This window comes from Pseudomonas batumici, from assembly GCF_000820515.1.
Taxonomy (GTDB): Bacteria; Pseudomonadota; Gammaproteobacteria; order Pseudomonadales; family Pseudomonadaceae; genus Aquipseudomonas; species Aquipseudomonas batumici.
In genome coordinates, this window is the sequence record NZ_JXDG01000126.1 from 1 (window position 1) to 19514 (window position 19514).

The following is a 19514-nucleotide window of genomic DNA, read 5'->3' on the forward strand; positions in this document are numbered from 1 at the left end:
CGGTGCGCCTGGGCGTGAAGCCGGAGATCAACGCGGTGGCCAGCCTGATTCTGCTGGCGGTGTCGTTGGTGACCTTCCTGGTCTGGTACTTCAGCCGTCAGGCCGAAGAGCGCCGCAAGAAAGCCATCCAGCAGGCCATCGAGGAAGCCGCGGCAGACTCCTGGAAACAGCCGGACGTGCGTCGGGCCCAGGTGGCAGAGACCGTGTAGTTCCGCAAAAGCTTCGCGGCGGTGCGGCGTCCCGACAAGCTCCGCTCCCACGGTGGCTCGAGCCGTACCTGATTCTTGTGTACGACTGGAGCCCCCTGTGGGAGCCGGCTTGCCGGCGATGGCGGCCGGCCAGGCGATGCAGGGCTCACGGGCCTCATCGCCAGCAAGCCGGCTCCTACAAGGGTTGTGGTGTCCTCAAGGGCTTACTCGGCCCACGGCGAACGCCGAATCACCTCGACGAAATTCATCGGCTTGAAGCTCGCATCCTTGTCCTTCAACACGTCGGTCTTGACGTTGCCGAATGTGGTCAGCGGACGATGGCGCAGCCCATCGGCGAACGCGCAGATGATGCACTCCTTGAACCCTTCCCCCCGTGGATGCGCATGCACCACTGCTTCGCGCTGGGCGCTGGGAAACGCCGCGTAATCCATCCCCAGCACATCCATTTCCACCCCGGCCGTGACCAGCGCCACCGTCGGCCGCAGATGCTGCGGCACCCCGGGCGTGGTGTGCAGGGCAATCGACAGCCAGACCTGCTCGATATCGTCATCCGACAGCCCGTAAGGTTTCATGAACGCCTTGGCGGCATTGGCACCGTCCACTTCGAAACGTTCGTCATCGCTGCGATGGCCTTCCACCAGGCCGAGGTCGTGGAACATTGCGCCCACGTACAACAGTTCCGGGTCGTAGGCCAGTTGCTTGCGCTCGCCGCTCAGGGCACCGAACAGGAACACCCGGCGCGAGTGGTGGTAGAGCAGATCGCTTTCCACGTCGCGGATGTAGTCGGTGGTGGCCTTGGCCAGGGCGCTGTCGGGGATCTTGATGCCGGCGATGCTGTTGCTCATGTCGAGACTTCCTCTGGGGAGCGCCCGGATGGCGCCGATGGGTTCAGTCTGGCGTCGGGGGAGGGTGGCAACAATCGACACAAGGTGACGAATCCAGCCATTCGCGGCAGGTTTCGCGCCAGCCCGTGCGCGCGATAGAGGCGGCTATCGCATCGCCTGGAGGCTTGCGCTACCGTAAGGCCGACTCCTGATGCTGGCCGGTTCTGGAACCGAAATCTTGAAAACACCGCGCCCCCTGTAGGAGCCGGCTTGCCGGCGATAGCGATTGATCAGGCGATGCAAGGCTCACGGGCCTCATCGTCGGAACGCCGCCCGCAGCAAGCTGGCTCCTACAAGGACCGCGTTTGACTTATCCGACAGGCATCGAGGCTGATCCCATGACCCGAACCCTTGCCGTTGTGGTGTTCCCCGGCGTCCAGGCCCTGGATGTCAGCGGGCCCCTGGACGTCTTCGCCGAGGCCAACGGTTTCCTGCCCCCTGACGCCGGATACCGGCTGGAAGTGATCGGTGTCGAGCGCGGTTGGCTGGCGTGTTCCAACGGCCTGGCGATCCAGGCGCATCGGCATTTCAGCGAGGCGCTGGAGCGTTATGACCTGCTGTTGTGCGCCGGCGGGCCGGGCTTGCCGGCGCTGGATTTCGGTGACGCCTTCTATGCCTGGTTACGCGCGGCCTGCGCCCGCGCCGGACAGTTCGGTTCGATCTGCAACGGCGCCTTCATGCTGGCCCGAGCCGGCTTGCTGGACGGGCGCACGGTGACCACCCACTGGAGTGATGCGCCGGCGCTGGCGGCGTCGTGCCCGGCGGCGCGGGTCGAGGCCGATCGCCTGTATGTGCAGGACGACCGGCTGTTCACCTCGGCAGGGGTGACGGCGGGGATCGACTTGTCGTTGTACCTGCTGTCGCGGGACCACGGTGCGCAGGTGGCGCTGAAGGTGGCCAAGCGGCTGGTGGTGTTCACCCAGCGTTCGGGCGGGCAGTCGCAGTTCAGTCCTTACCTGGTGCCCTATGCCGAGGCCTCGTCGCCGGTGGCCCAGGTGCAGCAGTATGTGCTGGCACACCTGACCGGGGATTTGAGCATTGCCGAATTGGCCAGGGCGGTGAATATGAGTGCGCGCAACTTTTCCCGGGTATTTGTCCGCGAGACGCAGGTGACCCCGGCGGAGTTCGTCGAGCGGGCGCGGGTGGATGCGGCGCGGGTGATGCTGGAAAGCGCTGGCGCGCCGCTGAAGACCGTGGCCTACGCCTGCGGTTTTCGCGATGCGCACCATATGCGCAGTGTGTTTCAGCGACGGCTGGGGGTCACGCCGCAGCAGTTTCGGCGGCATTTTGCGGGTCTGCTCTGAGACAGGCCACGGGGCCGCGCTTGGCTTAAAAATTGATGGCTTCAGGATTTCAGACTGTCGTAGGCCTCCAGCGCATGCAGCGAGTAGATGTAGGCGGCGCCGGCATTCAGCGAAATCGCCGTGGCCAGGGCGGCGGCGACTTCTTCGCGGCTGGCGCCGGCCTTGATCGCGGCGTCGGTATGGGCGCCGATGCAACCGTCACAACGGGTGGTAATCGCCACGGCGAGGGAAATCAGCTCACGGGTCTTGGCATCCAGCACGTTGTTTTCCGCGGCGGCTTCGCCCAGCTTCATGTAAGCCTGGACCATCTTCGGATTGGATTTACCCAAGCCGGCAAAGGCGTTCTTGATGGTTGGCAGCAGTTCGGGCCAGTTGAGAAACATAGTGGTAACTCCTGAAAGGGTAAGCGTAGAGTGGCTTGGCAACGGCTTCAGTCTCCCCTTTCAGGTGTAGTCACTTTTGTTCAATGCACTCAACGTTTTGTCCGAAATGCGCAAATGAATTCGATCGATAAACTCATCAGCCTCGCCGGGGTACGCGGCTGCCTCGACCTGCGTTGCCAGTTGCAGGGCGATTGGGCACTGGATCACCCACAGGAAAACGTCGGGGTGGCGCCTTATCACCTGGTGCTCTCCGGCGATTGCCTGGCCGAGTTGCCCGACGGCCGCTCCTTGCGCCTGCAGGCCGGCGATATCCTGGTGCTGCCCGGTGGCGGGACTCACCTGTTGCGCAGCCAGGGGCAACGGGTGGCGCCGACGGCGACGCGCATCAGCCGTGGCGGTTTGCTGCCGGTGCATCGGCTCGGCGGCGAACAGGCGGACCTGGATATTCTCTGTGGCCGCTTTCACTACCAGCGCGAGTCGATGTTGTTCGCCGCGTTACCGGAACACCTGTTGATTTCCAGCCGGGAGCTGCACGCCAACGGCCAGTTGGCGGCGCTGGTGAGTCTGCTGCGGGTAGAGGCCGATGGCGATCAGGCCGGGGCGCGGTTTCTGGTGGATGCGCTGTCGTCGGCGCTGTTCACGCTGATCCTGCGGGCCTATCTGCAGCAGCAGGCGCCAGCCAGCGGAACACTGGCATTGCTGGCCGACAAGCGCCTGAGCCGGGCCTGGCAGGCAATGCTCGACGAGCCGGCCCATGAGTGGACCATCGACGCCCTCGCGGCGCTGGCGAACATGTCACGGGCGACCTTCATGCGCGCGTTCGCCGCGGTGGCGGGGGCATCGCCCTGGGTGCTGCTGACGCGGGTGCGAATGGAGCTGGCGTATGGCTTGCTGAGCCATTCGCACCTGGGCCTGAGCGATATCGCCGTCCAGGTCGGTTATCAATCCCAGGCGGCGTTCAGCAAGAAGTTCAAGGAGATCTATGGCCAAGCCCCAGGGCGGCTTCGTCGGGCGGGAGGCTGAGCGCAATCCTTTGTGGGAGCCGGCTTGCTGGCGATTGCGATGTTACATTCACCACCGCTATCGCCAGCAAGCCGGCTCCTGCAGAAAAGCACAATCACGCGGTGGCTTTATCGGGCCGGCAGCAACTTCAGGACGCCGCGGGTATTGGCCGACACCTCCACCTCATCCAGGCGCACCTGCTCATACCCGCCTTCGATATAGGTCTCGGCCTGGTCGTCGTAATACTTGTCGAACAGCACCCCGCTTTGCCCCACCGGGTTGACGGTCAGGCTGTGCTCCGGGTCGGCGAAATCGATGAGTCGGCGGGTCGAAGGCCCGTTGCTCACCGCCCAGGGCGCCGGTCCGATCTTCGCCGACAGGTTGTTCGGCACTTCGTGGCTGCCCGGCGCATCGAACGGTCCGACGTTGAACAACCAGTCCAGCGGCTTCTGCCGGCCCAGCGGATGCTCATGGGTCAGGGTATGGGCCTGGCCCCACACCCAACCGGTCGGATCCTCGCCGTAGAGCCCCTTGAGGTGGGCGATGCTGGCCTGCCAGGCGGTCTTGACCGTCTCGGCGCGGCCCTTGCCCCACCACGGCGAGCGCTCATCGGCGGCCAGGCGTGGCAGGGCCGAGTCCACCACGCGGGTGCTCAGCAGTGCTTTGAAATAGTCATCGCCCAGCTTGTCGTGCATCGCGGTATAGGCCAGGTCATAGAGAAACTGGCTGAACAGCGTGGCGCTGGTGGAGCTCATCGGGTAGTCGCCTTTCCACTGCGCCAACTGTTCCACCAGCTTCAGCTCCGCCGGGTCTTTCACCACCTCGCGCAGCACCGGCAGCAGCGGCTTGAGCAGGCGCGGGCCGTAGTCGGTGGTGGTGCCCAGTTGCAGCTTCTGGCTGTTTTCCAGGTTCCAGCGCACGCTGCTGTCGCTCAGTTGCCGGTTCAGCTGCTGGCCGCGATCGGCCAGGTTGTAGTAGCCGGGAATCTCCATGCCGGTGGGCGACGTCGGCTGGGCGTTGGCCGAGACGATATAGCCGCGCGCCGGGTTCTCCTCCTGGGGGTTGGCGCTGAACGGGTAGTAGCCGTCCTTGTCGGCATCGCCGGTGCTGCCGTCGAGGAGGAAGCCCGGGTTGACCCCGGCCGGGCGCTTGGGCAGCAGCGCCGCCGCCCACCAGCCGATATCGCCCTTGGCATTGGCCCACACCACGTTGAGCCCCGGGGCCTGGATCTTCGAGGCGGCGCCGCGGGCCTTTTCCAGGGTGTCGGCGCGGTTGAGCTCGTAGAAGGCGTCGAGGAGCGGGTCCGGTGTCTCGAGAAAGGCCCACCACATCGCCACCGGCTGGGTTCCGCCATTGGCGCCCAGGGCGTCATTGACGATCGGACCATGGGGCGAGCGGCGCAGGGTGAGGGTGACCGGCGCCTGACCCTTGACCGCGATCTGCTGCTGGCTGCTGGTCATCTCGACCCACTGGCCGTGGTACCAGACCTGGTTGGGGTTGGCCGGGTTGGTCTTCTCGACGATCAGGTCCAGGTCGTCGTTCTGGAACATGGTCAGGCTCCAGCCGAACGCCTGGTTGTTGCCCAGGAAGGCGAAGGGCACCAGCGCCTGGTGATAGCCGTACAGTTCGTAGTTCGGGGCCGAGAGATGCGCCTCGTACCAGACCGAGGGCGTCGAGAAATGGATATGCGGATCGCCGGCCAGCAGCGGCTTGCCGCTCTTGGTCCGGCTGCCGGAAACCGCCCAGGCGTTGCTACCTTCGAACTGCGGCAGGCCGGCATGCTCCAGGGCCTGGTCGTTCAAGCGGGCCAGGGCGCCGAGGTTCTTCCAGTCGGCATCGGCCAGGGGCGCCGGGGTGACGAGCGCGCCCTGGGGACGCCATTGCAGGTCGAATACCTTCAGGTAGTCGGGGCCGAGTTTATCGCGAACATAGGTCAGCAGTGGATCGGTGCGAAAGGCGGCGGCGAAGCTGTAGGCCAGGTAGCCGGCGATGCTGATGGTGTCTTCGGCGGTGAACGGGCGCTTGTCGATGCCGAGGAGGTCGAACTCCACGGGCCTGGCGTGAGTGGCCTGGTACTGGTTGATACCGTCCAGGTAGGCTTGCAGGGCCTTCCAACTGGGGGACTGCTTGTTCAACTGGGCAACGTACTGGTCGGCGCGTTCGCGGATGCGCAGGCCACGGAACAGCTTGTCGGTGTCCACCAGCTTGGGGCCGAGCACTTCGGCCAGTTCACCACGGGCCAGGCGGCGCATGATTTCCATCTGGAACAGTCGGTCCTGGGCCTGCACGTAACCCAGGGCGCGGTAGAGATCGGCTTCGTTTTCGGCGCGGATATGCGGCACGCCACGGTCGTCGTAGCGCACCGTGACCGGCCCTTGCAGGTTTTGCAGCGTGACCTGGCCCTGACGCATCGGCTGTTTGCTCTGGACGTACCACAGGCCACCGCCGGCAACGGCGGCGATCAGGACGGCGAGAACGGTCAGGCTGCGTTTCATGCATGAATCCTTGTGGCTGCCGGGACTGGGCCGGGAAGGTTTAGCACAGGAGGGTATAGGGATGCATCGACCGAGCGGGTGATTTCTGTAAAAAGTCCGGTTCGCCGTGCGGGGGCCGGCATTTTTACAGGGGATCGCGTTCGGGCGGCTGCCACGGGCAATAACAGCCCACCGCCATGTTGTGGGTGGCGTTCACCGGGCGCCCTTCGCTCAGCGCCTGCAGGATCGGCTCGATAAAGCTGTTGCTGGAGTTGCAGGTGGCGCCCTGGCTGTAGGGGCCGAAGTAGGCCAGCTTGCCGGCGCGATCCCAGATCGCCACCGCCGGGCTGACCGTCAGGTGCTCGGCTCCCGGCAGGCCGGGCAGCGCCTGGATCGCCCTCAGGGTGGCCGGCAACTGGCCGTGGCTACCGGGTTTCTGTACCGAATAGAACTCGACGCCCAGCGGGGCGAAACGCTCGATCAATTCCCCCAGGTGCTGCTGGTTGCCGACATTGCAGGGGCAACTCGGGTCCCAGAAGTGCACCAGGCGGATCCTGCCCGGTCCGGCCAATTGCGCCGGCAGGCTGAGGCTGTCGCCGGCGAATAGCGCGGTCTGCTCGCTGAAGGCGCGGATATAGCGGCCCTGGAACCACTCATAGGCGAACCACAGCCCTGTCGCGCAAAGCACGGCGAGCAGGCCGGCGAGTAATGTCGGGTGACGCATCTGGGGCATGGCGATTCGGTCCTTGGCGGTCGCGTAGCTTGCCATGCCTGCCCTGACAGATGAATATCACAGGTCTGTAAAACGCCTTTGGCGTTGCCGTGCCTTTGCCTGGAAAACCCATGTCCGCCACCTTTACCGCCGATTCCCTGCGTTCCAGCCTGCGACCCTTGGCCGCGGCGCAGCCCTTGTCGGCAGAGTCCCGGGCCTACCAGCATTTCTATGGCCTCGACCTGCCCCGGCGCAACCCGCCGGCCACCAGCCGCCTGGGGCGTTTCAGCAGCGGCGATTTCGAGCTGGTGAGCCAGCTCTGGCTGCCGATCGAGCCGGTGGCGACGCTGTTCCTGCTCCACGGTTTCTACGATCACATGGGCCTGTACCGGCATGTCGTGGACTGGGCGCTGGACCAGGGCTTCGCGGTGATCGCCTGCGACCTGCCGGGCCATGGCCTGTCCAGCGGCGAGCGGGCCAGCATCGACGACTTCGCCCAGTACCAGCAGGCCTTGCAGGACCTGTTCAACGAGGCCCGTTCCCTCGACCTGCCGCAACCCTGGCACCTGTTCGGCCAGAGCACCGGTGGCGCGATTGTTATCGACCACCTGCTCAGGCACGGCAGCGACAGCCCGGCCCAGGGCCAGGTGATCCTGCTGTCGCCGCTGGTGCGGCCACGGGACTGGGGCTGGTCGAAGTTCAGTTATTACCTGCTCAAACCCTTCGTCAAAGGCATCGCCCGGCGTTTCAGCGAGAACACCAACGACCCGGCGTTCATGCCGTTCCTGCAGGCCGATCCCTTGCAACCCCAGCGCCTGCCGACGGCCTGGGTCGGTGCGCTGGCCCGCTGGATCCCCGCTATCGAGTCGGCGCTGAAAAGCCCGCGTCGACCGCTGATCGTGCAGGGGCAGGCCGACATGACCGTCGACTGGACCCATAACCTCACCGTGCTGCGGAGCAAGTTCGATCGCCCCGAGGTGCTGATGCTGGCCGAAGCCCGGCACCACCTGGCCAATGAAATCCCGGCCTATCGCGAGCGTTATTTCAGCTTTCTCAGCGAACACCTGCAGCCATGACCGAAGAGCCCGCCATGACCGACCGCTTGCCCCGACGCGACGACTACCGCCACTTCCAGCCGATCATCACACGCTGGCACGACAACGATGTCTACGGCCACGTGAACAACGTCACCTACTACAGCTTTTTCGACACGGCGGTGAACACTTACCTGATCGAACAGGGTGGGCTGGATATCCATGGCGGTGACGTCGTCGGCTTCGTGGTGAGTTCGGCCTGCGACTATTTCGCCTCGATCGCGTTCCCCGAGCGCATCGAGATCGGCCTGCGGGTCGGCAAGCTGGGCAACAGCTCGGTGCAATACGAACTGGCGGTGTTCAAGGCCGGTGAGGACGATGCCTGCGCGGCCGGGCGCTTTGTCCACGTCTTCGTCGATCGCGCCTCGAACCAGCCGGTGACGATGCCCGCCACCTTGCGCGAGGCGCTTCAGTCGTTGAGCTGAATGATCCCTTCACGCACCGCGAACAGCACCAGGCCGGCAATATCGTGAATCCGCAGCCGGTGCATGATCTGCGAGCGGTGTGCCTCGACGGTCTTGACGCTCAGGCCGAGCCCGACCGCGATGGAGCGGGTGGTCTCGCCCCGGGCGATCAGTCTGAGGATTTCCAGTTGGCGTGCCGTCAGTGCCACCTGGCTGGCCCGGGTCGGCGGGCTGTGGGTCTGGCGTACCGCCTGGTCGACCACCAGCGGCACCACCGCCGAGGACAGGTACTGGCCGCCATGGCGCAAGGCCTTGAGCGCCAGCTCCAGCTCCAGCACCGTGGCGCTTTTCAGCAGGTAGCCGTGGGCCCCCAGTTGCAGGCACTTCATCACGAAGTGGCTGTCGGTGTGCATCGACAGCATCAGCACCTTGCTGCGCGGCGCGCGTAGCGACAGCTCCTTGAGCGCCGCCACACTGTTCATGCGCTCCATGGACATGTCCAACAACACGATGTCCGGCTTGAGCTGCGAGGCCAGCTCGATCGCCGCCTGGCCATCGCCCGCTTCGCCGACGATCTCGTATTCCTGTTGTTTTTCCAGCAGCGCCTTCATGCCCGCGCGAAACAGCGGGTAATCGTCGGCAAGCAGTATTCGACAAAGCATAAGCTCAAGCCCAATGACGCAAAGGAAAGGGCGCAGCCGCCTCGGCGTGCTGCGGTGGTTTATGTCGGGTTCGAGGGCCGGATGCCGAGTGCTGGTCAGCCGTGGCGGGCGCTGTCACCGAACTGCTGGATCATTTTCGCTAGATTGACCAGGGGGCCGTCGAGTACTTCCGTTGGCTGGCCGGTCGTGCGAGACGGTCTTGGCGCCGATCGGAGCCGGGACGCAGAAACGGCAGCGGACTCATAGGCGTTTGTAGACCGAGGGATTGAGCAGGCGCAGCGGTACGTCGAAGCCGTGGATGCTTTCCGCATGACCGATGAACAGCAGCCCGCCGGGACGCAGTTGGTTGACCAGGCGTTGCACGGTGCGCTGTTTTTCGTCGTGGGTGAAATACATCAGGACATTGCGCAGGAAAATCACGTCGAACAACCCCAGGTCATCGGGCAAGGGTTGGACGATGTTGATCTCCCGCAGGCTGACCCGTTCGCGGAGGGCGGCCTGTACCTGGAAGCGCCCGTTCGGCTCGCCGCTGTCGCCGAGGCAGTGACGGTGCAGCCAGCCCTGGGGAAAGTACTTGGCCTGGGTCATGTCGTAGAGACCGTCGCGGGCTTTCTCCAGCATGCTCGGGCTCAGGTCGCTGGCGAGGACCGACCAGTCGCCGTCGCGCGCATGTTCCTGGGCGACCATGGCCAGGCTGTAGGGTTCTTCGCCGGAAGAGCAGGCCGCGCTCCAGAGTTTCAGCGGACCTTTCTGAGCGCTCAGCCACTCGCCGAGATAGTCGAAGTGCGGATGCTCGCGAAAGAAATAGGTTTCGTGGGTGGTCAGCAGATCCACCACCAGCCGCTGTTCCTTGAGGTTCATCTGCTGGTCGAGCAGGTGCAGGTAGTCGGCATAGCTGTCGAGCCGGTAATGGCGCAGGCGCGTCAGCAGGCGCCCGGCCGCCAGCAGTCGTTTGTTCGGCGCCAGGATCATACCCGAGGCGTCGGTCATGAGCTGTTGCAGGCGGCGGAATTCGCTGTCGTTGAGGGGAAGCGGTCTGAGTTCACTGGACATCGGCCAGGCCTGCTCCATTGAGAAGAGACTGGTCGAAGAGCAACCCGACAGTACTTGGCCAGACTCCAAGATAGATCCGCATCTCCTGCTTCCATTGCATCGCTCAAGGTCGGCGGATCATATAGCTAGCATATTGATATCAGTATCGGGATAACCCTTAATCCAACGGGGCGCAAGGCCCGGTTTTGGGGGACGGAAAGGGGTTTTGAAACTGACTGCTCCGCTAGGTCTTTGAACCCTTGTTCAGGCATTGCGCTGCCTGCTGGGAGAAGGGTGCAAGGGCGCTGATCGGAGGCTTCTAGGAATTAGGCTTAAGGCCAGGTAACAAAAAAGATGTAATGGAGTGTAACTACTTCTGAGCGACGGCTTGGGTGGGCTCCTTACAACGCCGTCGCTCCTGCGGCGGACAGTCAGTCGTCTTCCCAATGCCGGTGATGCTTGCGATGGCCCCAACCGTGGCCGTGATGCTCGCGATGGTATTCGCGGCGTTCGCCACGGTAATGGCGACCTTCGTAATCGCTGGAGTTGCCCATATAGTTGCCCAGCGCGCCGCCCGCGCCGCCGCCGGCCGCCGCGCCCAGCAGGGCGCCGTTGGTGCCGCCCATGCTGCGGCCCACCACGTTGCCGCCGGCTGCGCCCAGGGCGCCACCGATGGCGGCTTCGCCACGGCTGTGTCTGTTCGCGCCGACCGCACTGCCGCCTGCGCCACCCAAGGCCGCGCCGATGGTCGAGCCGGTGTTGCCGCCCAGGGACTGGCCGACGGCCGAACCGAGCACGCCGCCCAATGCGCCACCGATACCGGCTTCGGCGGTGCCGCCGGCGCAAGCGAAGCCACTGGCCAGGCTCAGGGACAACAAGAGAATCGACGAGAACTTCATAGGTGAGGAGCCTCAAAGGGATGACGGCGCGATCCTGAGGCTTGTGTAGGAATAGTTACAATGGAAATCCGACGAATAGCACGAGCTGTATACAAAATCATAACTTATTGTTTTTACTGGGGAACTTAGTCGATAAAAGACGGTCTCAGCCTGATTGAATTCTCCCGTTTCGTGCGTTCAGCGCGGCTGAGAAGGCGTTTCCCGGACCTGACGTCGGTTCCAGAAAGTCGATTCGCCCCAGCGTTTTTCCATCCCGTAGAACTGCTGCCGGTTGTCCAGGTAGGCGGTGTAGATCCGTGTCAGCAGATCGGCATAGCCTGCCAGTGCCTCGGGGTCGCCTTGCAGCGCTTCGTGCACGGCCCGCGCGCAGTGCTGGCCGCAGTAAAGTGCGGTGGCGATGCCTTGCGAGGACAGCGGATCGAAGGACAGGGCCGCATCCCCGACGGCCGCCCAACGCGAGCCGTGGAACACGGAAAGCCGCCCGCTGCTGGCATCCATGCCGTGGACCGAGGTGCCGGGGCGGTAGCCGTGGGTTTGGCACAACGGCGACAACAGGCGGGTCTGCGCCAACTGCTGCCACAGACCTTCGCTGTTCAGCAGCCGCTGGCGATCCAGCAGGTCAAGATCACTGAGGTAGGTTACCAGCCGCTCCCCCGAAGGCAGCAGCACGCTGTACCACCAGCCGCTCTCGACCGCCTCGACCAGGGTCCGCCCGTCCTGGTCCGTGCCTTGTGAACTGTGCAGCAACAGATAGAACGCCACCAGTCGATCATTCTCCATGCGCTGCGCGCCCTGCTGGCGTGCGAACACGGCCGGGCGGCCGCCGGCATCGATCAGCCAGCGACTGTGGGCCAGGTGTTCGTAGCCGTCGTGGGCCAGCCGCAGGTGAAAGCCATCCTCGTCGGCGGTCTGGCTCAGTCGGGTGGATTCGCGAACCGACACCCCGACCTGTCGCGCCGCCGCGCGCAGTTGGCTGTCGAAAGCGGCACGGTCCAGTTGGTAGCCCTGGCCGTGGGTGTGAAAGATGAAGTCGTCCATATGGGGCTCGTCCGAGCCCCACAGGGAGACATTGCCATGGCTGGTGCGATGCCCGGCGGCGAGAAACCCGTCGAGCAGCCCCAGGTCATTGAGCAGCGAGCGGGCCGCCGGCGGAAAACCTTCGCCCACCCGAAAGCGCCCGACAGGTGCGGAATCGGCCAGCAGCACTCGCCAGCCCAGGCGACCCAGGGTAATGGCGGTCGCCGAGCCCGCCGGGCCGCCACCGATGATGGCGACGTCGTAGCGCTCCATTTAGATCGGACGGTTTCCGGGTTTGACCGCTCGAGGGGCCTGCAACGCTTCTTCCTGGCTGCTGAAGTTGGCGCCCTTGGGTGGTCGTGGACCCGCACTCGGCGGGCTGCCCGCCGCGGCAAAGTCGGCGGCCAGCTGCGCACTGGCAAAGGTCTGCGCCTGGGGAATGGCCGGGCCATAGCTGGCAACCATCATGGTGTCGGGGTACAGCGGGCTGCCGTGAACCCCCTGGCGCACCTCCAGCAGGCCCATGGAGCCGAAGATATCGACCATGGTCTGCATCTGTACGGCGGTCGGGGTCTTGTTCGGATAGTTGATGTCCAGCGGCGCGTTCCAGTTGCTGCGATCGACAAAGGCATCCAGACGTTGCCCCGGCGCCACCGAGGGGTCGATGACCAGCGCGTAGTCGGTATCGCTGAGCACCTGGTTGGGGACGCGCGCGGGCCAGAACGTCGAGGTGAACGGGTTGTAGGCCTGGTCGTAACCACCCCGGCAATAAGCGGTGTCGGCTTGCCAGGGCAGGCCCATCCAGCGGTTGAGATCGCCAGGACCTTGGCCGTACAACGGACCGCCGACGGCCAGTGCCTGGGTCTGGTCCAGGGTCGGCCCGTAGTCGGGTTGCGGGCTGTTCGCCGGGCGCTGGCGAATGCGCCAGGGCTTGGCGTACAGCGGCAAGTGGCGCATCGGCCAGGTCAGTTCGCAGCCGGGGTGGAAGGCATCGGCCAGGCAGAAATCCAGGGCCGCGCGGTCGAGCATCGCCGGCTGTTCGGCCAAGGGCACCGAATCGAGGTGACCCGGCGGCGGCTCGCTCGACCAGTCGGCTTCGAAGGCGCCGGCGGCCCAGCTGCTGAGGGCCAGGTACTGGGTCTGGGTAATCGCCGAATTCTGCCGTGGGCTCGGGTTGGGCACTGAGCTCATGAAGTCGCCATAGATCCATGGCCAGGGCAACACGTTGCCATCGGCCGGATCGGGCAGGCGGAAGCTGTTGAGAATCTGCCGACGGGTTTCGGCGAACAGGTCATAGTTGCCCGCTGCCGGCTTACTCGCCAGTTGAGCGATAAAGACCGGGTCTTCGAAATTGTAGCGGCCATTGTGGCCGAACTGGGTGGCGAAGCCCTGGTTGACCCATTGCAGGCCCGACAGGCGTTGCAGGATCGGGTAGACGTCATGTCGGAACGACACCGTGGTATTCGGGGTCAACCAGCCGGCCTGGATGAACAGGTCGTAGGTCAGGTCGTACAGGGTACGCACGGCCTTGACTTGCGGTGCGTAGTTCGGCGGCGCGGTGACCACCCAGGCCGACTCCACCGGGATCGAGCGACCGCCAATGCTGACCTGGGCGCTGACCGGGCCATCCGAGGTGTCGTCGTACCAGCCGTCGGCGTTGATGAAGCTATTGTTGGGGCCCGGGATGAAGATCGGCGTGCCCTCGGGCGAGGCCGAGACGCCGCGTCCACCGAGGAACAGCAGCCGGCCCTGGGCGTCGGTGCGCAGTTCGCCGAGGTTCACTGGAGTGTCTTCGTATTGCCCGTTGAATTCGACGCCGCCCTGGTTCGGTCCGCTGATGCTTTGCAGGCCGCCGTCTATGGTCAAGGCCGTACGGGCCTTGGGATCGGTGATCTTGGCGTTGCGCAGGGGCAGCACCACGGTGGCGGCTTCAGGGATGTCCATCGCCAGTTGCCACTGGTACCACTGTGCCTTGCTGTTGGCGACATGGGCCGACCAGATGATGTCGGCGTTCTCGGCGGTCAGTTCAGCCACCACCTCACCGGCCACGTTGTAACCGTAGATCCGGAACTCGGCGGCCTGGCGCTTCAGCGCACCCTGGGCATCGCGGTAGAAGCCCAGGGGCTCGGGCCGTGGCGAGGTGACCTGGGGACCGACAAAGTACTCCGACTCGCTGTTGCCGACCCGCGCCACGCCGATGGCGGGGTGGATCGCGGCGCTGACGATGCGCTGGTCTTTGTGGGAGGAGGACGGGGTGTCGCCGTGGTGGTGCGTGGTATGACCGGGCGTGATCGACATGAATGCTCTCCGCAATCCGTGCTAAAGAGGACGTTGCCCGACCTGCGGGCAGGTTCCCTGGGCGGGTGCCGGGCATCACACTCGGGTGAGTGAATGGCAGGCACTGCTCGCAGACTCTAGTAAAGGGATACGGGTTTGTCGAATGGCCTTTTGCTATTGTCCGGTGCGTTATTCAACGCACCGGTTATAGCGTCGGGGGTGTCGTCCGCGATCAGCCGGCTTTCGCCATGATCAGCCCGGTTTCGCTGGCCTGCTCGAGGACAATGGCGACGAACTTGGAGGTCGGGGTGTAGCTGTCGTCGCCGAAGCTTTCCAGCGGTATCAGCGGGTTCACTTCCGGGTAATAGGCGGCCGCCTGCCCCGCGGGGATATCGAACGCCAGCAGGGTGAAACCCTTGACCCGACGTTCACGGCCATCTTCCCAGAGCGAGACGATGTCGGCCTTCTGGCCCGGCTTGAAACCCAGGCGGATGATGTCCGCTTCATTGACGAACAACACGTCGCGCTGGCCCTTGACCCCACGGTAGCGGTCATCGAGGCCGTAGATGGTGGTGTTGTACTGGTCGTGGGAACGCATCGATTGCAGGATCAGGTCCGGTTTCTTGCCGGTGGCGTGGATGCGTTCGTGGATCAGGTCGGCCGGCAGGCCGTTCGCGCGGAAGTTCGCCCGGCCCGACGGGGTGTTCCAGCGGCGCGAGCCCGCGGCGTTGCCCAGGTGGAAACCACCCGGGTGTTCGAGACGCTGGTTGAAGTCCTTGAAGCCGGGAATGGTGTCGGCGATCAGGTCGCGGATACGCCTGTAGTCGGCTACCAGCCAGTTCCAGTCCACCGGATGTGTGCCCAGGGTCGCGGCAGCGATGCCGGCGAGGATGGCCGGCTCCGAGCGCATCTGTTGCGACTGCGGCTGCAACTGGCCGTTGGAGGCGTGGACCATGCTGAACGAGTCTTCGACGGTGACGGCCTGCGGACCTTCGCGCTGGATGTCGATGTCGGTGCGGCCCAGGCACGGCAGGATCAGCGCTTCCTTGCCGTGGGTCAGGTGGCTGCGGTTGAGCTTGGTGCTGATCTGCACGGTCAGCTCGCAGTTGCGCAGGGCTTCGAAGGTGCGCGGGCTGTCCGGGGTCGCCTGGGCGAAGTTGCCGCCCAGGCCGATAAACACCTTGGCCCGACCGTCGAGCATGGCGTGAATGGCTTCGACCACGTTATGGCCGTTGCTGCGTGGCACCTTGAACTGGAAACGTCGCTCCAAGGCGTCGAGGAAGGCCGCCGGTGGCCGCTCGTTGATGCCCATGGTGCGGTCGCCCTGCACGTTGCTGTGGCCACGCACCGGGCACAGGCCCGCGCCGGGGCGGCCGACATTGCCGCGCAGCAGCATCAGGTTGGCGATTTCCTGGATGGTCGCCACCGAGTGACGGTGCTGGGTGATGCCCATGGCCCAGCACATGATGACGTTCTTGCCTTTGACGTACATCCGCGCGGCCTGTTCGATCTCCACCAGGGTCAGCCCGGATTGCGCGACGATCTGCTCCCAGGAGGTGTCGTCGATGGCGGCCAGGTAGTCGAGGACATTGGCGGTGTGTTCGTTGAGGAACTCATGGTCGAACAGCGACGGCTCGTTCGCCGCCTGGGCCTCGCGTTCCCATTGCAGCAGGAACTTGGCCATGCCCCGCAGCACGGCCATGTCGCCGCCCAGGGCCGGGCGGAAAAAGGCGGTGTTGGTCGGCTTGTCGCCGTTGGTGAGCATTTCCAGTGGGTGCTGCGGATGCTGGAAGCGTTCCAGGCCGCGCTCCTTGAGCGGGTTGATGCAGACCACCTGGCCCCCGCGTTTCACGGCTTCACGCAGCGGCTCGAGCATCCGCGGGTGGTTGGTGCCGGGGTTCTGGCCCCAGACGAAAATCGCGTCGGCGTGTTCGAAGTCGTCAAAGGTCACGGTGCCCTTGCCGACCCCGACACTCTGGGCCAGGGCCACGCCGCTGGCCTCGTGGCACATGTTCGAGCAGTCGGGAAAGTTGTTGGTGCCGAACGCCCGCACGAACAGTTGATACAGGTACGCCGCCTCGTTGCTGGCCCGGCCCGAGGTATAGAACTCGGCCTGGTCGGGGCTGGTCAGGTTGAGCAGGTGCTTGGCCACCAGGGCATAGGCGGCGTCCCAGCTGATGGGCTTGTAGCGGTCGGTGAGCGGGTCGTAGCGCATGGGCTCGGTCAGGCGGCCCTGGTATTCCAGCCAGTAGTCGCTCTGCTCGAGCAGCGAAGTGACGCTGTGCTTGGCAAAGAAAGCCGCATCCACCCGCCGTTTGGTGGCTTCCCAGTTGACCGCCTTGGCGCCGTTCTCGCAGAACTTGACCATGCCGCTTTCCGGCGAGTCGCCCCAGGCGCAACCCGGGCAGTCGAAGCCGCCGTTCTGGTTGGTCTTGAGCATCATGCGCAGGTTCTTCAGCGCGTTGTCGCTGGTCAACCAGGCCTGGGCCACGCTGATCAGCGCGCCCCAACCCCCTGCCGCGCCCTTGTAGGGCTTATAGCGTGGGGTCGGGGTCGGGATCTGGTCGGCTTGTTGATGCTTGCTCACGCGGGTTTCTCCATCGCAGGGCTGTAGACCCGCGGCGCATTCTTTTGCGGCAGGTGGATGAGATTGAGGTTGTGTCGGCGCGCCCATTGCAGGGCCAGGCCGGTGGGCGACGACAGGCTGACCAGGGTCTGGATGCCGGCGCGCAGGACTTTCTGGATCAATTCGAGGCTGCAACGGCTCGTAACAATTACCAGGCCGCCGGCGGTCGTGATGTTCTGTCGGATCAGGGCACCGATCAGCTTGTCCAGGGCGTTGTGCCGGCCGATGTCTTCGCGGCCCAGCAGCAGTTCGCCCTGGTCGTTCATGAACAGGGCGGCGTGCACTGCCCCGGAGTACTGCCCCAGGGGCTGGAAGGCGCCGATGCGTTGGCGCAGGCCGTCGAGCCAGGCCGCGGGTGGCAAGGGCGCGCCGGGCAGCACGGTGAGTTCGGGCAGGGCCTGCTCCAGCGCTTCCACGCCGCACAGGCCGCAGCCGCTGGTACCGGCCAGCTGGCGGCGCTGCTGCTTGAGGTTCCAGAAGGCGCGACTGGCGATTTCCACCTGGGCGTACTGCGCCGAGCCGCTGCCGCTGAGTTTCAGGTCGTAGATTTCAGTGGCGTCGGCAATGATGCCGCTGCCGATGCTGAAACCGACGATGAAGTCTTCGAGGTCGGTGGGGGTGACCAGCATGACCGCCTGGCTGATGCCGTTGTAGGCAATCGCCAGGGCCACTTCTTCGGCCAGTGCCGTCTCGGCGGTTTCGCTGCGCTCGAGGTCGCTGTACTGGTAGCTCTGGCTGGCGGCGGGCGCGGCTGTCGAGACGGCAGGGAGCGCGCAGGTCGGGTCCTTGACGTTCATAGGGGCATTACCGGCGGGATATTCAGTGTCAAGACTAGGCGCGGCAAAGGGTCGCGTCTAATCGTTAGTAATGATCCGATGATAGATGGCGTCGATCAAGACTTGTTTGGCCATTGTTGGTAGAGGGCGAAACAGGCTTCCGCCAGTGCCGAGCGTGGCGCGCCCCGGCGCATGATCAGGCCGAGGCGGGCCAGGGTCCGGGCTTCGGCTATGGGTTGCAGGCGCAGGTGGTCGCTCAGGGCTTCAAGACCGTCGTGCAGCGGCATGATGGCGCAACACAGGCCGCCGTGGACGGCTTGCAGCAGTTGATGAACGGCATCGGTTTGCAGCAGCGGTTGCGGGGTCAGGCCACGGCTATGGAAGTTGTGATCGATGGACTGGCGAAAGTGCATGCCGCTGGTGAGCATGCCCAGGGGCAGCTCGATCAGCGCCTCCCAGCTCAGGGGCTGGTCGCTGAAACTGAAGAAGCGCCGGTCGTAGAGCAGGCCCATGGGCGTTTCTTCCAGGGCCAGGGCCTCGAAGCGCTCGGTGTCCAGGCGTTCCAGGTAGGACACGCCGAGGTCCAGGCGGTTGCTCGCCAGCTGTTCGAGGATCTGCTCGGAGCTCAGGGATGAGAGTTCGAAGCGCAGGTTCGGGTGTTCGCGATGCAGGCGTTGCATCAGCTGCACCGGATCGAAGCTGGACAACGGCACCACGCCCAGGCGCAGGGTGCCGACCAGGTTGCCGCGACAGGCGGCGGCTTCGGCCTGCAGGCCGTCGTAGGCCGCCAGTACGGTACGGGCCCAGGCCAGCACGCGTTCGCCGGGGGCGGTGAAACCTTCGAAACGCTGGCCGCGGTTGACCAGTTGCAGGTCGAGTTCCTCTTCCAGGCTGCGCAGGCGCATGGACAGCGTCGGCTGGGTGATGTGGCAGCGCGCCGCCGCCTGGCCGAAGTGCCGGGTTTCGTCCAGGGCAATCAGGAATTTCAGCTGCTTGATGTCCATCGTTGCTCCGCGGGCTGTGCAGCGGTGGATTCTAGCGCGCCCGGCTTCAAGCTTCCTTATTCCAGACCTTCGATCAACGTCCGGTAGTCGCCCGTGGCCTCGAACTCCTCGGTGTCCTTGGGCCCCTTGCGGCTGTCCGGCTGGCTGACCGCCAGCAGGTGCGCCACGCCGAAACGCCGGGCGCTGCGCAGGATCGGCAAGGTGTCGTCGATAAACAGGCTACGGGCCGGATCGAAGCCGATATCGGCCTGCAAGGCGTCCCAGAACTGCGGGTCTTCCTTGGCGAAACCGTAGTCATGGGAACTGATCAGCCGTTCGAAATACGGCGCCAGTTCGATCCGCTCCAGCTTCAATGACAGGGAGTCACGGTGGGCGTTGGTGATCAGGATGACCCGTTTGCCGGCCTTTCGGATGGCCGCCAGAAAGGTATCGGCATCCGGGCGCAGGGCAATCAGGTGGGCCGTCTCCATTTTCAACTCACGCACCGGCAGCTTCAGCTCGGCGCTCCAGAAGTCCAGGCAGTACCATTTCAACTGGCCCGCATGGTTCTTGAACAAGGGCATGAGTTCCTGCTCGGCCAGTTCCTGGCTGACACCATGCAGTTCGGCATACCGCTTGGGCAGGTGCTCCATCCAGAAGTGGTTGTCGTAGTGCAGGTCCAGCAGGGTGCCGTCCATATCCAGCAGAACGGTGTCGATGTCGCGCCAGGGCAATGAGGGCATGGGAAACTTCTCGAGCGGTAAAAAGATAGGAGG

Annotated in this window: 17 protein-coding genes and 1 pseudogene; 5 read left to right on the forward strand and 13 right to left on the reverse strand. The window is 64.7% G+C overall.

All coding sequences use genetic code 11. The features are described 5' to 3' along the window. Positions 1–209, forward strand: a pseudogene (locus UCMB321_RS29025) (putrescine ABC transporter permease PotI); the annotation flags it as partial. Between the two features lie 203 nt (positions 210–412). Here the strand turns inward: UCMB321_RS29025 and UCMB321_RS29030 are convergent. Continuing rightward, complete coding sequence (locus UCMB321_RS29030; RefSeq protein WP_040072090.1) at positions 413–1054, reverse strand: HD domain-containing protein; 642 nt, start codon at positions 1052–1054, stop codon at positions 413–415. Between the two features lie 377 nt (positions 1055–1431). Between UCMB321_RS29030 and UCMB321_RS29035 the strand changes: the two genes are divergently transcribed. Continuing rightward, positions 1432–2397: a GlxA family transcriptional regulator gene (locus UCMB321_RS29035; protein ID WP_040072091.1), complete on the forward strand. Its 966-nt coding sequence runs from the start codon at positions 1432–1434 to the stop codon at positions 2395–2397. Between the two features lie 41 nt (positions 2398–2438). On the opposite strand, the gene UCMB321_RS29040 is transcribed toward UCMB321_RS29035, so the two are convergent. After that, on the reverse strand, positions 2439–2780 hold the full coding sequence (locus UCMB321_RS29040) for a carboxymuconolactone decarboxylase family protein (protein WP_040072092.1): 342 nt from the start codon (positions 2778–2780) through the stop codon (positions 2439–2441). A gap of 114 nt (positions 2781–2894) precedes the next feature. On the opposite strand from UCMB321_RS29040, the gene UCMB321_RS29045 reads away from it, so the two are divergent. Beyond that, on the forward strand, positions 2895–3803 hold the full coding sequence (locus UCMB321_RS29045) for an AraC family transcriptional regulator (RefSeq protein ID WP_040072093.1): 909 nt from the start codon (positions 2895–2897) through the stop codon (positions 3801–3803). Positions 3804–3910: 107 nt separating this feature from the next. On the opposite strand, the gene UCMB321_RS29050 is transcribed toward UCMB321_RS29045, so the two are convergent. Continuing rightward, complete coding sequence (locus UCMB321_RS29050; RefSeq protein ID WP_040072094.1) at positions 3911–6277, reverse strand: penicillin acylase family protein; 2367 nt, start codon at positions 6275–6277, stop codon at positions 3911–3913. Between the two features lie 124 nt (positions 6278–6401). Beyond that, complete coding sequence (locus UCMB321_RS29055; protein ID WP_040072096.1) at positions 6402–7025, reverse strand: DUF6436 domain-containing protein; 624 nt, start codon at positions 7023–7025, stop codon at positions 6402–6404. A 74-nt stretch (positions 7026–7099) separates the two neighbouring features. Between UCMB321_RS29055 and bipL the strand changes: the two genes are divergently transcribed. After that, entirely contained in the window at positions 7100–8044 is a 945-nt protein-coding gene (gene bipL, locus UCMB321_RS29060; RefSeq protein ID WP_040072097.1) for a phospholipase BipL, read from the forward strand. 14 nt (positions 8045–8058) lie between these two features. Continuing rightward, a complete protein-coding gene (locus UCMB321_RS29065; RefSeq protein ID WP_040072158.1) occupies positions 8059–8487 on the forward strand; it encodes an acyl-CoA thioesterase in 429 nt (142 codons plus the stop codon). Here UCMB321_RS29065 and UCMB321_RS29070 read toward each other — a convergent pair. The 9 genes from UCMB321_RS29070 to yrfG all read right to left on the reverse strand — a co-directional run bounded on the left by UCMB321_RS29070 (position 8472) and on the right by yrfG (position 19481). Then, positions 8472–9128: a response regulator transcription factor gene (locus tag UCMB321_RS29070; protein WP_040072098.1), complete on the reverse strand. Its 657-nt coding sequence runs from the start codon at positions 9126–9128 to the stop codon at positions 8472–8474. The genes UCMB321_RS29065 and UCMB321_RS29070 overlap by 16 nt on opposite strands. A 240-nt stretch (positions 9129–9368) precedes the next feature. Beyond that, positions 9369–10181 (reverse strand): CheR family methyltransferase, encoded by an 813-nt coding sequence (locus tag UCMB321_RS29075; RefSeq protein WP_040072099.1) that lies wholly within the window; start codon positions 10179–10181, stop codon positions 9369–9371. A 410-nt stretch (positions 10182–10591) separates the two neighbouring features. Further along, the gene (locus UCMB321_RS29080) at positions 10592–11059 is read right to left on the reverse strand and encodes a glycine zipper domain-containing protein (RefSeq protein WP_040072100.1); all 468 of its coding nucleotides are present in this window, start codon (positions 11057–11059) and stop codon (positions 10592–10594) included. A 177-nt stretch (positions 11060–11236) separates the two neighbouring features. Then, on the reverse strand, positions 11237–12349 hold the full coding sequence (locus UCMB321_RS29085; RefSeq protein ID WP_040072101.1) for an NAD(P)/FAD-dependent oxidoreductase: 1113 nt from the start codon (positions 12347–12349) through the stop codon (positions 11237–11239). Then, positions 12350–14374, reverse strand: a complete 2025-nt coding sequence (locus UCMB321_RS29090) for a LodA/GoxA family CTQ-dependent oxidase (RefSeq protein ID WP_052451386.1) — start codon at positions 14372–14374, stop codon at positions 12350–12352. Between the two features lie 211 nt (positions 14375–14585). Continuing rightward, positions 14586–16940: an FdhF/YdeP family oxidoreductase gene (locus UCMB321_RS29095; RefSeq protein WP_040072103.1), complete on the reverse strand. Its 2355-nt coding sequence runs from the start codon at positions 16938–16940 to the stop codon at positions 14586–14588. Continuing rightward, complete coding sequence (gene fdhD, locus UCMB321_RS29100) at positions 16937–17776, reverse strand: formate dehydrogenase accessory sulfurtransferase FdhD (RefSeq protein ID WP_040072104.1); 840 nt, start codon at positions 17774–17776, stop codon at positions 16937–16939. The genes UCMB321_RS29095 and fdhD overlap by 4 nt, the downstream gene beginning before the upstream one ends. A gap of 95 nt (positions 17777–17871) precedes the next feature. Beyond that, on the reverse strand, positions 17872–18759 hold the full coding sequence (locus UCMB321_RS29105) for a LysR family transcriptional regulator (RefSeq protein ID WP_040072105.1): 888 nt from the start codon (positions 18757–18759) through the stop codon (positions 17872–17874). A 56-nt stretch (positions 18760–18815) separates the two neighbouring features. Next, positions 18816–19481, reverse strand: coding sequence for a GMP/IMP nucleotidase (gene yrfG, locus UCMB321_RS29110; RefSeq protein ID WP_040072106.1), 666 nt, complete (start codon positions 19479–19481; stop codon positions 18816–18818). Positions 19482–19514: the final 33 nt, after the last annotated feature.